13 protein-coding genes and 1 pseudogene are annotated in these 14533 nt (G+C 67.0%); 9 read left to right on the forward strand and 5 right to left on the reverse strand.

Going from position 1 to position 14533, the window contains the following annotated elements; all coding sequences use genetic code 11:
* Positions 1–143 precede the first annotated feature (143 nt).
* Positions 144–890, reverse strand: a complete 747-nt coding sequence (locus tag ACIP5Y_RS15095; RefSeq protein WP_400350530.1) for a lytic transglycosylase domain-containing protein — start codon at positions 888–890, stop codon at positions 144–146.
* Between the two features lie 230 nt (positions 891–1120).
* On the opposite strand from ACIP5Y_RS15095, the gene ACIP5Y_RS15100 reads away from it, so the two are divergent.
* From ACIP5Y_RS15100 to ACIP5Y_RS15125, 6 genes and pseudogenes are all read left to right on the forward strand, one after another.
* On the forward strand, positions 1121–2203 hold the full coding sequence (locus tag ACIP5Y_RS15100) for a TauD/TfdA family dioxygenase (RefSeq protein WP_400350532.1): 1083 nt from the start codon (positions 1121–1123) through the stop codon (positions 2201–2203).
* A gap of 23 nt (positions 2204–2226) precedes the next feature.
* Complete coding sequence (locus ACIP5Y_RS15105; RefSeq protein WP_400351286.1) at positions 2227–3189, forward strand: ornithine cyclodeaminase family protein; 963 nt, start codon at positions 2227–2229, stop codon at positions 3187–3189.
* 100 nt (positions 3190–3289) lie between these two features.
* Positions 3290–4615 (forward strand): alanine racemase, encoded by a 1326-nt coding sequence (locus ACIP5Y_RS15110; protein ID WP_400350533.1) that lies wholly within the window; start codon positions 3290–3292, stop codon positions 4613–4615.
* 66 nt (positions 4616–4681) lie between these two features.
* Positions 4682–5722: pseudogene (locus tag ACIP5Y_RS15115) on the forward strand (PLP-dependent cysteine synthase family protein); the annotation flags it as partial.
* Positions 5723–6006: 284 nt separating this feature from the next.
* Positions 6007–7404: an MATE family efflux transporter gene (locus ACIP5Y_RS15120; protein ID WP_400350535.1), complete on the forward strand. Its 1398-nt coding sequence runs from the start codon at positions 6007–6009 to the stop codon at positions 7402–7404.
* Positions 7405–7557: 153 nt separating this feature from the next.
* Positions 7558–8514, forward strand: a complete 957-nt coding sequence (locus ACIP5Y_RS15125) for a phosphodiesterase (RefSeq protein WP_400350537.1) — start codon at positions 7558–7560, stop codon at positions 8512–8514.
* A gap of 3 nt (positions 8515–8517) precedes the next feature.
* Here the strand turns inward: ACIP5Y_RS15125 and ACIP5Y_RS15130 are convergent, their stop codons facing one another.
* Positions 8518–9915, reverse strand: coding sequence for a stealth family protein (locus ACIP5Y_RS15130; protein ID WP_400350539.1), 1398 nt, complete (start codon positions 9913–9915; stop codon positions 8518–8520).
* 581 nt (positions 9916–10496) lie between these two features.
* On the opposite strand from ACIP5Y_RS15130, the gene ACIP5Y_RS15135 reads away from it, so the two are divergent.
* The 3 genes from ACIP5Y_RS15135 to ACIP5Y_RS15145 all read left to right on the forward strand — a co-directional run bounded on the left by ACIP5Y_RS15135 (position 10497) and on the right by ACIP5Y_RS15145 (position 11931).
* The gene (locus ACIP5Y_RS15135) at positions 10497–10979 is read left to right on the forward strand and encodes a hypothetical protein (protein ID WP_400350541.1); all 483 of its coding nucleotides are present in this window, start codon (positions 10497–10499) and stop codon (positions 10977–10979) included.
* Positions 10980–11062: 83 nt separating this feature from the next.
* On the forward strand, positions 11063–11638 hold the full coding sequence (locus ACIP5Y_RS15140; protein ID WP_400350543.1) for a TerD family protein: 576 nt from the start codon (positions 11063–11065) through the stop codon (positions 11636–11638).
* Positions 11635–11931, forward strand: a complete 297-nt coding sequence (locus tag ACIP5Y_RS15145; RefSeq protein ID WP_400350545.1) for an MTH1187 family thiamine-binding protein — start codon at positions 11635–11637, stop codon at positions 11929–11931. Before ACIP5Y_RS15140 ends, ACIP5Y_RS15145 begins: the two co-directional genes overlap by 4 nt.
* 55 nt (positions 11932–11986) lie before the next feature.
* Here ACIP5Y_RS15145 and ACIP5Y_RS15150 read toward each other — a convergent pair whose 3' ends face one another.
* The 3 genes from ACIP5Y_RS15150 to ACIP5Y_RS15160 all read right to left on the reverse strand — a co-directional run bounded on the left by ACIP5Y_RS15150 (position 11987) and on the right by ACIP5Y_RS15160 (position 14527).
* Positions 11987–12706 (reverse strand): sensor domain-containing protein, encoded by a 720-nt coding sequence (locus tag ACIP5Y_RS15150; RefSeq protein WP_400350547.1) that lies wholly within the window; start codon positions 12704–12706, stop codon positions 11987–11989.
* A 68-nt stretch (positions 12707–12774) separates the two neighbouring features.
* Positions 12775–13746, reverse strand: coding sequence for a hypothetical protein (locus ACIP5Y_RS15155; RefSeq protein WP_400350548.1), 972 nt, complete (start codon positions 13744–13746; stop codon positions 12775–12777).
* 79 nt (positions 13747–13825) lie between these two features.
* Positions 13826–14527: a MazG family protein gene (locus ACIP5Y_RS15160; protein WP_400350550.1), complete on the reverse strand. Its 702-nt coding sequence runs from the start codon at positions 14525–14527 to the stop codon at positions 13826–13828.
* Positions 14528–14533 lie beyond the last annotated feature (6 nt).

Below are 14533 nucleotides of genomic sequence, written 5' to 3' on the forward strand. Positions count from 1 at the left end.
GCCCTGCAGCTCGGTCTTCCCTCCTCCGCTTCGCTCCCCCGCTCCAAGGCGGAGGTCTATCAAGCCGCAGTCCAGACCGAGCCGGGCCGCGGACTTGAAGGTTGTGTTCAGGCAAAAGGATCGGCGAGATTCGGCGAAGTGCGTCAGGCGCGCCGCCCCACGCTATAAGCGGCCGCTCGGTAGCGGACCGTGTTCATATATTCTTGCGACTGGTTGTAGGTGAGCAGCGCCTTCTGCCAGCCGGGCGCACCGGTCAGGTCCCCGCCCATGGCGCAGAGATAGCGCGCCGCGGTCAAAGCCGCATCGTCGATATTGTCCGGGTCGACGACGCCGTCGCCGTTCGCGTCCACGCCCCAGCGCTTCCAGGTTTCCGGAATGAACTGGAACGGGCCCATGGCGCGGACGTAGACCGTATTGTCCGGCGTGGACGCATCGGTATCGACGATCTTCGCGCGACCGGGCGAACCATCCAGTGCCAGACCACGAATCGGCGGCGTGACCTCACCGTCGTCGTTCAGATGCGAGCCGCCGTGCGAACCGTGATGGCTCTCGACGCTGGCGATTCCCGCCAAAGTGGTCCAGCGGATACCGCATTCGGGTTTGCTCTGCGCCATGACCGCGGCCGCATACCCGTAGGCCTCCAGGGCGGTGACCGGAATGCCCGTCGAGTCGGATTGCGCCTCGGCCCACGGTTTCAGTTGCAGCGCCGCGCGTCCCGGCGCATCGATATCGATCGGCGGCAGCGGCGCACCCGCGGGCGGCGGCATATCGTCGGGGACGGGGGTGAGATGCATTGTGCCGCAACCCGTCAGCAGCAGTAGCACGGCCGCCGCGCCCAAGAGGCCGGCGCGAGTCTCGGCGCCGCGTAGGCCGGCCGTCATGGAACGCATCACTTCATCATCCAGATAGAACGGCCCGGCATCCACCAGGCGAACGCCGAACGCCGCGAGTCGCCGCGGGGGCCGGGCTCGAGCTAATCTCCGGACTCGCTATCCGATACCTATCGGCTATCAACCGGACACACCATTAGGTAAGCCTTGCCAAACGTCTGCGGACGAACTAGTTTCGCTCAGCGAGCCTGAAATCCCCACGTCACCTCCGAGCCCGGGAAGGCACTCCCTTGGCGAAAAGCGTTCTCTTCGAACGTAAGACGCTTCACCCTTCGGAACTCGAACGACGCACCCTCCCCGACGACGCCGCACACGCGGTCCGCGCCCTCGCCGATGAGATTGCGGTCACAGTCGGCGCGAGCGCCGCGACCGCGGCCACGCTGACGGATCCGGCCCTGCTGCACCACATCGGCGTGCGCGCCGCCGAACTGCCCGCCGCGGTCCGCGAGGCGCTGCGACCGCCGGCGACCAGCGCGGGCGTCACCATCATCGGCCGGTTACCGCTGAGCGACGCGGAACTCGGCCGCACGCCACGGGATTGGCGCACCGCCGCCGCACAGGCCGGGGACGCGACCTACCCCTCCAGCTCGTTCGCACTCGACCTCACCATGCTGCTGCTGGCCCGCTGCGCCGGCGAACCGTTCGGCTGGGAGGGGCAACAGGCCGGACGACTGGTCAACAACATCCTGCCCACCGCCGGGCACGAGCACGAACAGTCCGGCGCCAGCAGTACCACCCTGCTCTGCCCGCACACCGAGGACGCCTTCCATCCCCGGCGCGCCAACCTGCTCATGCTCGGCTGCCTGCGCAATCCCGACCGGGTCGGCACCACCGTCTCCTCGGTACGGCGAGTGGAACTCGATGCGGCACAACGCGATCGGCTCGGCCGCGCCGAACTGCCCATCCTGCCCGACGTCTCCTACGGCAGCGACTTCCCGGACGCCGCAGCGCCGCCCGTCGCCACCCTCGGCGACGACGACGGGCAACTCACCCTGCGCTTCGACCCCGCGTACACCCCACTGGACGACACCGATCACGAATTCCGCGCCGCCTACGACCATTTGCGCGCCGAACTCGAAAGGGTGTGCATCACCGCCGCTTTGACCCCGGGAGAACTGCTGCTGGTGGACAATGACGTTGTGGTGCACGGGCGGGTGCCGTTCACCCCCCGCTACGACGGCACCGACCGCTGGCTCAAACGGGTCAACATCCGGTTGCCACACCGTCGCCGCGCCGCGGCCGAGGCGGCCGAGAACGGGTACGGCCAGCGTGTGGTGGCGCCCTTCCGCACGACCCGAGGTAGTCAACCGTGAATGCCCGACCCACTCCGCTGCGCGTGCTCAGCCGCAGCGACCTCGCCGACGTACCCATCGGACCGGCAGAGGTGATCCGCGCCGTCGAAGAGGCGTATCTCGCGCTGGCGGCCGGAGATTCGGATAACCCGCGCAAACTCAGCGTCGCCCATCCGGACGGATGGTCGGTCGCCTACGCCATGCTCGGCCGCGACGGCCACCGCCGGGTGGTCGCCATGAAGACGTCCTACAAGTTCGACCCGCACCACGACCGCAGCACCAAGCGCTACTACACCACCATCACGCTCTACGACGACGCCACCGGCATGCCCGTCGCCATGATGGACTGCGCCCGCGTCGGCGCCCTGCGCACACCCGCGGTCTCGGCGCTGCTGGTCCGCGAGACGGCGCGCCCCGGGGCGCGCAGCGTGCTGCTCATCGGCACCGGCACCCAGGGCCGCAATGCGCTACCCCATCTGCTGGCCGCCAACCCGCAGCTCAACCGGCTGATGCTGTACGGGACGCATCCGGAGGGACTGGAAGCGGTCTCTCGCGAACTGCGGCACCATCATCCGCGCGCGGAACTGGAGATCGTCGGCGATCCGCAGGCCGCCGCCCGCACCGCCGACGTCATCCTCGCCACCGCCGGCCCCGGCACCAAGGTCGCCATCGAAGCCGAGGACCTGCAACCCGGCGCGACCGTCGTCCTGGTCGGCTACGGACTGGCCCCCTCCACCCTGACCGCGGCCGATCGCGTCATCGCCACCAGCGCCGAGCAGATGGCCCTCACCGGCACCGATATGGCCGGCCCCGACGGCCGATTACGCAGGGTCGACGCCGAGCTACCCCAAATCCTCAGCCGCCGCGCCGTAGGCCGCCTCGGCGCGGACGAACGCCTCTTCGTCTACAACAGCGGCCTCGTCCTCACCGACATCGCCGTCGCCCACGCCCTCGCCACCCGCGCGATCGAACAGGGCCGCGGCACCGAAGTACCGCTCTGGGATTGACCCGCGCCGCCTCGCCCGACGAAAGGAGACCGTCCTGACAGCAATCGTAAGAGCGCTCCCCGCGCCGGGGCCCGATCGCTCGGCGATCACGGCCCGTCCGATGCCGGCCTACCGCGACCCGTGGGAGGAACGCCTACTCGCGGACCCCTGGGCACTGCCCGCCATCGCCGCCGAGATCGGCGGCCCCTTCCATCTCGTCAATCCGGACCGCGTCCGCTCCAATATCCGTGCCTTTCAGGATGTCTTCGTACAGCACCGCCTCGACGGCGCCATCTATTACGGGAAGAAGGCCAACAAGGCCCGCTGCGCGGTGCACGCCTGCGCGGAAACCGGTGCCGGCGTGGACGTCTCCAGCGGCGGTGAGCTCGAAGCGGCGCTCGCGGGCGGTGTGCGCGGTGCCGATCTGGTGATCACCGGCCCCGCCAAATCGACCGAACTGCTGCGGCAGGCCGCGGCGCACAATGCCCTGATCGCCATCGACGACCCGGAGGAACTCGAACGACTCAGCGCCACAGGGGTTTCCGCCCGGATTCTGCTGCGGGTGCTGCCGCCCGGCTCTGCCAGCCGATTCGGCATGACCGACGACGAGCTGCGCAAGGCGCTCACGCTGCTCGCCGGCACCCGGATACGGCTGCAGGGCTACAGCTTCCATCTCACCGGCTACGAGATCGCCGACCGCGCCGAACTCGCCACCGCGCTGATCGGCCGGGTGCTCGAAGCCCGCCGCCTCGGCCACGCCGCCGACATCATCTCCATCGGAGGCGGATTCGGCGTCGACTACGTCCCCGAACAGGCCTGGCACACCTTCCTCGAGGAGGTCAATCCGCTCTGGTTCCACGGCGACCGCGGCTTCGACGCCTCGACCTGCTACCCCTATCACTTCAGTACGCCCGGCCCGGCCATGCTGGCCGCCGTCCTCCGGCACGGCGGTCTCGGTAAGAGGTTGCGGGACCACCACATTCGCCTCGCGATCGAGCCGGGCCGCGCCCTGCTGGATCGCGCCGGCAGCACCGTCTTCACCGTGCAGGGCGTCAAGACCCGCGACGTCGGCGGCACGGCCTACGACATCGTCACCGTCAACGGCAGCAGCCTGAGCCTGTCCGAGCAGTGGTTCGACAGCGAATATCTGCCGGACCCCGTCCTGTGGCCCCGACGCCCCGCGGCCGAGGGCGACGAGGTCACGCCCACCTGTGTCGGCGGCGCCACCTGCCTGGACGACGACATGCTGAGCCGGCGCCGCATTCCGCTCCCGCGCGCCGCGAAGATCGGCGACCTGCTGATCTATCCGAACACCGCCGGATATCAGATGGACAGCAACGAAAGTCGTTTCCACGAGTTGCCCATTCCCCCCAAGATCATCTTGCGAGTGGCCGAAAATGGACGACAATTCCTTTGGGAGCCGGACGCCATCGCGCCTCGCATCTGACAGAATCCGATGGGCTGTACCGAACCCGCCACATCCATGCTCCAAATCCCCGAGGAGAATCCTTAGATGCCGGTTATTGCCAGGCGCGTGTCGGAGTTGATCGGACAGACCCCGCTGTTCGAACTCGCCGTCAGCCCCGAGACCGGATCGAGGTTATTTCTGAAACTCGAGACGATGAACCCGACCGGCGCCGCCAAGATTCGGATGGCACGCGCGATGGTCTTGCATGCGGAACGGAGCAAACTGCTCGAACCGGGCGGGCACATTATCGAATCGACCTCCGGGAATACCGGACTCGGGCTCGCCGTGGTCGCCCGGGAACGCGGATATCGGTTCACCGCGGTCGTCGATCACCACGCGTGCCCGGCCAAGTTGAATGCCATGCACGCCATGGGGGCCGAACTGGTTTTCGTCGATGATGACGGGGACGAGAGTCTGTCCACCTCGGCGCGTGAGGAGCTGGCCGAGCAGATGGCGAAGGATGCGGGGGCGTATTTTCCTGCGCAGCATGACAACCTCGCCAATGGGGTCGGGTATTACTCGCTGGCGGAGGAACTGCTGGCGGATCTCGGCAAAATAGACATTCTGGTTGGGGCGGTGGGGACCGGGGGGTCGCTGTTCGGAACGGCGCGGGGGTTGAAGGAACTCGGGTGTGTGCCGCGGCTGGTGGGGGTGGAGCCGGAAGGGTCGATCGCATTCGGCGGTCCGGCGCACGACTATTGGCAGTCGGGGACGGGGACGCCCGAGGGGGCGGTGCCGGGGGTGCATGTCGATCAGGATCTGTGCCTGATCGATCAAGAGGACCGGATCAAGGTTTCCGACGTGGATGCCTTCGCGACCGCTCGCACCCTGGCCGGCGAGATCGGGCTCATGATCGGCGGTTCTTCGGGTAGTTCCGTCTATGCGGCGCTTACGCGGATCGACGAGTATCCGGACTACTCCACGATTGTCGTGATCATCAACGATGACGGGGAGAAGTACCTGGATACCGTGTTCGACGAGGAATGGATGAGCGATCGGGATCTGATCGACAAGGGCAAGCAGTGGGAGGTGGCGCGGATGCTCGACACGCTGCGGCCGCCGCAGCGGCCCGATCCGCGGGAGATTGCCGTGCTGCGGCACCTGCACTATGCGCTGCCGGACACGTTCGCCATCGAGAACGGGCTGACCGGCGCGACGCTGCACGACTATGCCGATGGTCAAGTGCCGCAGGCCAAGTTGATCCAGCTGCTGCATGTGGTGGATATGCCGATCCACGAGATCAGTGAGGTGCTGGCGGACGAGACCGGGGACGGCGTACGGCAGGCGCTCAAGGCGCACCACGAGCGGCTCGCGGACCAGGCGAGCATGGTGGAGCGGATCATCGCGCAGTTGGAGGGGGCTGCTGTCGAATGATCGGTGCGCTCCGGCAATCCGATGGGCGGCAGCTGACCGCCCTGGCCACGCCCATCGCCTTGACGCAGTTGGCTCAGGTTGCGGTGTCCACCACCAATATTGCGCTGATGGGAACGCTGGGCGTGCGGCAGGTGGCGGCCGGCGGGCTGGCGCTGGTGCTGTTCAACCAGATTCGGACCATGTGCGTCGGATTGATCACGGGCACCGGCAATCAGGTTGCGACAGTGGTCAGCCGGGCGGAGAAGCAAGGAGACACCGTCGAGCGCGAGGTGCGGGAGGTGGTGCGATCCAGTTTCCTGATCGCCACCCTCGCCGGATTGCTCGGCGGCGCACTGCTCATCGGGCTGGGCTGGTCGCTGCACTGGCTGGGCCAGGACGCCGCCGTACTGGCCGAGGCGCGCCCCATGATGGTCGCGCTCGCGCCGGGACTGCTGCCGTGCCTGTGGTTCCAGGTGCTGCGCCAGTACACCGTCGGCATGCAACGGCCACAGGCGCTGCTGTTCGTCACGGTCGGCTCGGTGGCGCTGAATCTGGCTCTCGCACTGGCGTTCATGCACGGCTGGGCCGGACTGCCGGAACTGGGACTCACCGGGATCGGCGTCGCCACCTCACTGGTCTTCCTGATCACCTTCGCGGTGTTCTGGACCATGGTGCGGCGCGACACCAGACTCGGCGCCACCCTGCCGCTCCGGATGTGGCCGGTGCAGCTGAGCACCGTCACGGCGGAACTGAAACTCGGCACTCCCATCGCCCTCACCTACGGGTCCGAGGCCGGCATGTTCTCGGTGCTGGCGCTGGTCATGGGCAGTATCGGCGCGGCCGCGCTGGCCGCGCACAATATCGTCTATCAGATCGTGTACATCGTGTTCCAGGTCGCCATCGGGCTCTCGCACGGCGCCTCGATCCTGGTCAGCAAGGCGGTGGCGCGCGACGAATTCGCGCACGCGCGCTCGGTCGCGTGGCTGGCGCTGCGCAGCGTGGCCCTGGTCGCGGCCGTCACCGGCCTCGCCTACGTGCTCGCCCCGGACTGGGTGTTGCGGCCCTTCCTGATGGACTCCGACAGCGCCACCGCGGACCTCGCGCACGGGCTGCTGATCATCGCCATCGTGCTGCAGTTCTTCGACGCGGCACAGAACATCGGGGTCGGTCTGCTGCGCGGGCTGAAGGACACCAGGGCCGGCTTCCGGCTGTCACTGGTCGGCTACTGGGGTGTGGGATTGCCCACTGCTTTGCTGCTCGCCTTCCCCGCGCGCCTGGGCGCGGCGGGCGTCTGGTGGGGGCTGACGGCGGGTCTCGCCACCACCGCTGTCCTGATGCTGCGCCGTTACTTCACCCTGCTGCATGCGCGTGAGCAGGAACATCCCCGAGTGCTGGCCGGTAGCCTCGGCCACTAGGCCGACACGCAAAACTCACCTACTCGCAAGCATGTCGTCACTGGGCGTGGGCAACCTGAAAGAAACGGGCTTCGCTATTCTGGCGACGGAATCGGCAAGACCGTTGGCTATCAGTAGCAGCAAGGGCGCACTACACACGCCGGGGAGAGATCCGTGCACATCACGCGAGTCGCCGAGTACCCACGAGCAGACCATGTGCTGTTCCATTTCAGCGACACCCACCTGATCGCCGCCGACGCCGAACTGTACGGCGACGTCGATGCCGTCCAGCGGCTCCGCGAGCTGCTCGGGCAGGCAGAGGACAGCGATATCAATCCGACCGCCATCGTGTTCACCGGCGACCTCACCGACAAGGGTGAGCCCGGCGCGTATCGCAAGCTACGCGAACTGGTGGAACCCTGGGCCGCCCGCATCGGGGCGCCCGTGGTCTGGGTGGCGGGCAATCACGACGACCGCTCGGTCCTACGCGAGGAACTACTCGGCGAAAACGGTTCCGGCGCACCGCTCGACTCGGTGCACATGATCGACGGGCTACGCATCGTCTCGCTCGACACCACCGTGCCGGGACACCACTGGGGCGAGATCACCGACGCCCAATTGGACTGGCTGCGCGAGGTTCTCGCCGAACCCGCGCCCTTCGGCACCGTCCTCGGCATGCACCACCCGCCCATCCCCTGCGTGCAGGACCTCGCCGTCACGGTCGAGCTCCGCGATCAGCGCCGCCTCGCCGACGTGCTGGACGGCTCCGACGTGCGCGCCATTCTGGCCGGGCACCTGCACTTCTCGACCAGCGCGAGCTTCGCCGGAATCCCGGTGTCGGTGGCGTCCGCGACCTGCTACAGCCAGGATCTGGCGGTCCGCAACGGCGGCCAGCGCGGCCGGGACGGGGCGCAGTCGTTCAATTACGTGCACATCTACCCCGACACGGTGGTGCACTCCGTGGTGCCACTGGGACACGGCCGCACCGTGGGTGAACCCGCCACCCCGGAAGAGGCCGCGAAACGGCTGGCGGACGCCGGGATCGTCATACCGCCCGCCGCCCGCATCCCGCACGTCCTTCGCCGTCGCACCTCCACTCCGGAGGAGGCCGACGGCGAAGCCGTCTACTAGGGGTCAGGCCGCGCCGGATTCGAACGCCGCCACGGTATCCGGCTTCTCCCACGGGGCGGGTTCGGGGAAATAGGTTTCCAGGAATTCCGAAACCGCCCGTACCCGTTCGACTTCCGGGACTTCCGGAAAACTGCCGTCGTTGAGGCAGAAGAAATCCACATTGCGGCGCTTGGCAAGTCCCTCCAGCAGCGCCAGGCCGGTGTACATGGTGGTGTCCACATACCGCATCTTGGCGGCCTCCTGCGGCACCGCGCGGCCGGTCAGCAGGGCGTAGTAGTGGTACAGCGAATTCGTCACCGAGATATCGGTGGCGGCGCGGAAGCGGCTCGCCCGGGTGCGGGCGAAATCCTCGGCGAAGACCTGCTCCATTTCCAGCAGCACACTGCGCCGCAAGGGAACCGGCGTATGTTCCAGATGCCGGGTGATGACATGCCCGAAGCGTTCGGCCAGCAGCTGCCGATTCATCCGCGCGGCATTCTCGAAACCGCTGCGCCGTTCATTGTTCGCGCCCGGTCCCACCCGCGTGCCCGCCTCGATGTAGCGGCTGATCCCGGCCGGCGTGAAGAACATGGACGGCCGCACCGGGCGCGCGAAGAACATGTCGTCGTTGGAGTACAGGAAATGCTCCGACAACCCGTCGATGTGCTGCAATTGGCATTCCACCGCATGGGAATTGAACACCGGCAGCCCGCTGGTGTCCGAGAAATGGTCCACCGCACGCACAATGGTGACCTTCGGGTCCTCGGCCAGCCAATCCGGCACCCGGGAATCGGTGGCGATGAAGATCCGGCGCAGCCACGGCGCGTTCTTGTGCGCCGAGCGCAGCGCATACCGCAGTTCGTCGATCTGCCGGATGCGGGCATCCGCGTCATCGCCCTCGCCGACCACCACCTGCGCGAGCATTCCCGCACGGCGGGCCCGGAATTCGGGATCGGCGCCGTCCACCCACGAGTACACCAGGTCGATGTCGAAGCCGACATCGGTGGGATGCCGGGTGAACATGCCGGCCAGGGTGGGCCAGCTGGCGTCGTACAGCAGCACCGTGGTGAATTCGACATCTGCGAGATCGAAGACGGTGCGGGTCAAGGCATTCGGGCGCGGGCACTCCACGGTGTCACCGTGGTACTTCCACAGTTCGATCTCCACGTGATGCGCCGGATCCCAGTCGCGGCCGAGCCGGAACACATTGTGCTGCTTCTCATTGCAGGAGAACCCCGCCGCCATGGCCGCGCCCAGCACCCGCCGCACCGCCGCCGCGTGCATACCGTCCACCGCCAGCACCAACCGGTGGTCGCCGTCCCGCACCAGCAGGTAGGGCACCTCCGCCAGCGTCAATTCCCCCCGCAGGTAGCGCAGATCATCGATAACCGCCGCCGACACCATCAAATTCACACTCACCATCACCGTTCTCCGCTCTGTTCGCGCTCTTCACCTCACATCTGACGTTCGCGGTGACACGGCCTCGTTTACCATCAAGCGAAGGCAAGGGCGCCGGCCCACGCAGCGGGACCGGCGGTAGCCGTGAAAACCGTTGCGCGCATTCAGCGGAACGGGGCGGAGAGAGCGGGGCGAGATGCGGGAAGACCGGTGACCATCGTCATCGGTCGGGTCGGATACGGCCGGAAACCCATTCGCACTCACCTCACTCGTTCACATGGCGCCCACTGCGCCAGGGTTTGATACTGCTGCGTTCGCCCGCACCGGAGGCGGTGTGACGACCTTCACCGGACGGTCATCGGCCGGTTACTCGCATGACCTCGATTAGACGAGGGACTGTAACGAATGATGCAACTGTAACCGCTTCTCGTCAATCCATTACCCTGCAGGTCCGCCGGTGTTTTCACACTCGTAACCGACAAAGCGGACGCCGCTCGCGATCCGGGTACCCACCGTGGAGGCCAGCGAGCCACGGCGGCAACGGCATACACTTCATGGCAACACAGTCCAGCCCGCTGTGTGAGACCCGATGGTGAGGTGTGCAGATGGTAGCCGAAGCGCGGGAACGTCAGGAGCCCTCTACGGTGTCCGATCACCCCGAACTGGATGCCCTCCCCGAATGGCCGCTCGACACGATCGCGGTTCTCGTCACCACCGACCCGGCCCCGCACGCCATCCCCGTGTCCTGGCCGGTGCGCGCCGGCGATCGCCGAATCCTGCTGAGCCTCAAGTCCGATCGCGGTTCGCTGGCCCGGTTACGGGAGCGGCCGGAGGTGGCCCTGCTGATCCTCGGCGGCGGCAATGTGGCGCTCGCCGCCCGCGGCACGGCGACCGTACTCGCCGATCCCATGCCGGGCGCCGACGACTACACCGCGGTGGCCATCGATGTCGAGGTGATCGACGATCATCGGCAGTCGGCGTTCGCGGTGACCACCGGAATTCAACGTTCCGTCCTCGACGACAGCGAGCTGCGTTACCTCGAGAAGCGTGTCGCCACGCTGAAAGCCATGGCAGCCGAACGCAACTGACAACTCTCCCGGCCCCGCCCCGGTTTCGACCATAATCGGTAGCGGAACCGGCGCCGACGCGCCGTCGGGAAGGGAGTTCACCCATGTCTGTCAGCCTGGCCAAGGGCGGCAATGTTTCGCTATCCAAGCAAGCCCCGGACCTGACCAAGGTCGCCGTCGGGCTCGGCTGGGATGTGCGCACCACCACGGGCGCCGACTACGACCTGGACGCCAGCGCGCTGGCCTGCGGAACGAACCAGCGGGTGCTGTCCGATCAGCACTTCATCTTCTACAACAACCTGCGCTCGCCCGAAGGCACCATCGAGCACACCGGTGACAATCTCACCGGCGCGGGCGACGGCGACGACGAGGTGATCAATGTCGACCTCGCCAACACCCCGCCGACCATCACCAATATCTTCTTCCCGGTCTCCATCCACGAGGCCGACCTGCGCCGCCAATCCTTCGGCCAGATCCGCAATGCCTACATCCGCGTCGTCGACGCCGTAACCAGCAGCGAACTCGCCCGCTTCGACCTCACCGAGGACGCCTCCACCGAAACCGCCATGGTGTTCGGCGAGCTCTACCGGCACGGCCCCGAATGGAAGTTCCGCGCCATCGGCCAGGGCTATGCCTCCGGCCTCGCCGGCATCGCCCGCGACTACGGTGTGAACGTATGATCATCGCCTTCTCGGTCTCCCCCCTCGGCACCGGCGCGGACGTGGGCCGCGCGGTCGCCGAAGCAGTACGCGTGGTCCGGGCCAGCGGCCTCCCCAACGAAACCAGCGCCATGTTCACGACGATCGAAGGCGAATGGGACGAGGTGATGGCCGTGGTCAAACAGGCCACCGACGCCATCGTCGCCGTGGCCCCGCGCTGCAGCCTCGTACTGAAGGCCGACATCCGCCCCGGCGTCACCGATGCCATCACTGCCAAGGTGGCGACCGTCGAACGCTACCTCGCCGAAAACTGAGCTGTACCAGTCGAAATCGAAGACCGGGACGAAATCGGGGACCGGGCGACAGCCGTCAGGATTGCTGCTGGATCTTGGCGGCTATGCGGTCGGCGATGACCGCCGCCGTGCGGGCATCGGAATTGGCGCAGCTGGAGACTTCGATGACCACATTGCCTTCGGTGCGCATGGTGTCGGAGCAGACCCAGGAATCGCCGGTGGCGCCGGTGGTCCAGTCGACCGAATCGGCGGAGGGATCGCTGTTGTGGGCCACCTGGGTGATGTGCAGGGTGCTGGGCGAGCCGTCCTTCGGATCCTTGGGGGTGTTCAGGACGTCCTTGTTCTGGCACTGGGCGAGAATGTCGCGATATTTGGCCACCAGATCCTCGGCGACCAGGAAGTTCGCGAACGTGGTCACCGTCTGGAAGATGGCGTGGTTGTAGTTGTCGCCGGGCTCCCGGTAGGAGCGCAGGCGATAACCGTTCCATTGATTGCCGTAGGTGTCCGCATCACCGGTGTAGACCATCGGGCCGCAGGTGGGCTGGTCGTAGGTGAAGTTCGGCGTCGTCGGAGACGTGTTCTCGAACTTCTGCGTCAGGCTGCTGGAGGAGACCAGCGGATTCATCTCGCCGGTGGTCAGCAGCACGTTCGGGATCTGATCGGGCGTCATCCGCGGAATCTTCGCGACCACCGGATCCGGGGCGGGCGTACCGCTCACCACCTGGCTGCACCCCCCGGCCGAGAGCGGAACCAGCACCATCAAACCCAGACAACCGGCAAAACTGCGCCCCCGCATTGGCCCTCCTACAAACCCGAAACCACACAGAGCATAGCCGGGTAAGGGGACGAACCGCCCGGGCTCGGTCAGGAGATCCGCTCGCGCAACCATTCCGGTATCTCGTCACCGGCCCGCGGATACGCGGCCAGTTCGCGGCGGCATTCATCGGCGTCGGGCACCGGGAGCCAATCCGGAATCTCCTTGAACGACAACTTGAACTGGGCCTCGTCGACATCGGCCTTGAGCGCGATCTGGCCGCTCAGCCAGGTACCCGTCATCTGGTCGTAGCAGACTTCCTTGAGGCGGTTCAGCAGCGTGAGCACCTCCTCGTCGGGCTTGATGTCATCGGTGTCGTCGCCGTCGAGCTGCACCTGGATGCCCGCATGACCCTCATCGCCGACCAGCGAGAACCACAGCACCGAGAACTGCCAGCCGACCGGCAGCATATCGGTGAACGCACTCACCAGCGCGCTCTCCACCATGTCGCGATCCGCGGACCGCGGCGGCGCGGACGGGAACTGCGGCTCATTCCCGGCCTCGGCCACCAGCAACCCCGCATGATGGCGGCGCATGGCCTCCAGCACCTCGTCGAGCGGCACGGGCAGCCGCTCCGGCACGATCAGCAACGATCGGGGCGCCGCCCGTTTCGCCGCCGCGTCACCCAGGGCGAGGACCCGCGCGCGGAAGTCCTCCGGATCCCGCATGACGACCTCGGCGATCCGCTCCTCGCGGCCGCCGCTGCGCAGCCGGCCCACCCGCAACCGCAGCTTCTCCACCTCGTTCCAGGCCACGTGCGGATAGCCGTGATAGGTGAAACCGTGCTCGTTGAGCACCAGTGTCGGCTCGGGCCGGAACACCTCTCGCGCCATGGCACAAACACCGAAACCGAAGAGCAGCATGGTGAATCCGGCCATCGCCCGCCAGGGCGGCGTTTCACCGTTATCGAAGACCACCACCGCGGGCAGGGCCGTCATGAGCAGACAGAAGGCTAGAGCACCGATCGTTCCCGACTTCGAGGGGTAGTACTCGGTCACCTGCTCACGGCCCTCATCATGCACACGTGAGACGCTAGCCGATTCCGGCCCGAGGCAACACTGCCGCAATCCCACCAAATGCGCTGTGGCCCAACTCAGGGGGTCAGCCGCGCGGCCAGTACCGCAGCCAGTCCGCCGAGGTCAGGGGACGCCGTTCGGCACGATCGTTTTCCGCCGCATCCTCGGCGGCACGAATCTTCACCGCGAATGCCAGGGTGGCCTTGCGCAGCTGTTCCTCGGCGCTGTCCGGGCCACCGAGGTGGACGACACGTAATTCGTGCGGGATCAACTCTTCCGGTAAACCCCCCTTGCTGCTGCGGGAGCGAACCTTCTCGGCGAGGGCCAGGGCGGGCTGGGCCATGGCGATGCCGTCCAGGCAGGAGCGGCGGGACTTCTCCGCGGACTTCCGCTCCTCCCAGGCGCGTTCCTGCGCGGCGACCTTCTCCTCGATACTCGCGGCCGGATCGATGCCGTTGTCCACCAGGTGCGGACTGCGGTGCACCAGCTTCGCGACCAGCGCCGCCGCCACATCGGCGACGGTGAATTCGCCTGCGGCCTCGGCGATCCGGGAGTGGAACAGCACCTGGAGCAGCAGGTCGCCCAGCTCCTCCCTGATGGTCTCCGCATCGCCGTCCTGGATGGCGTCGAGGAGTTCGTAGGTCTCCTCGAGCAGGTACGGCCGCAGCGAATCATGGGTCTGGGTGATCTCCCAGCCGCCGAAACGCCACAACCGATCCATGACGTCGACGGCCTCCGCCAGACCCTCGGTGAGCTGAGCCGTCGCCTGTGCGCGGTCCAGGGTCATCGAGCT

It is taken from the genome of Nocardia sp. NPDC088792, from assembly GCF_044750615.1.
Taxonomy (GTDB): domain Bacteria; phylum Actinomycetota; class Actinomycetes; order Mycobacteriales; family Mycobacteriaceae; genus Nocardia.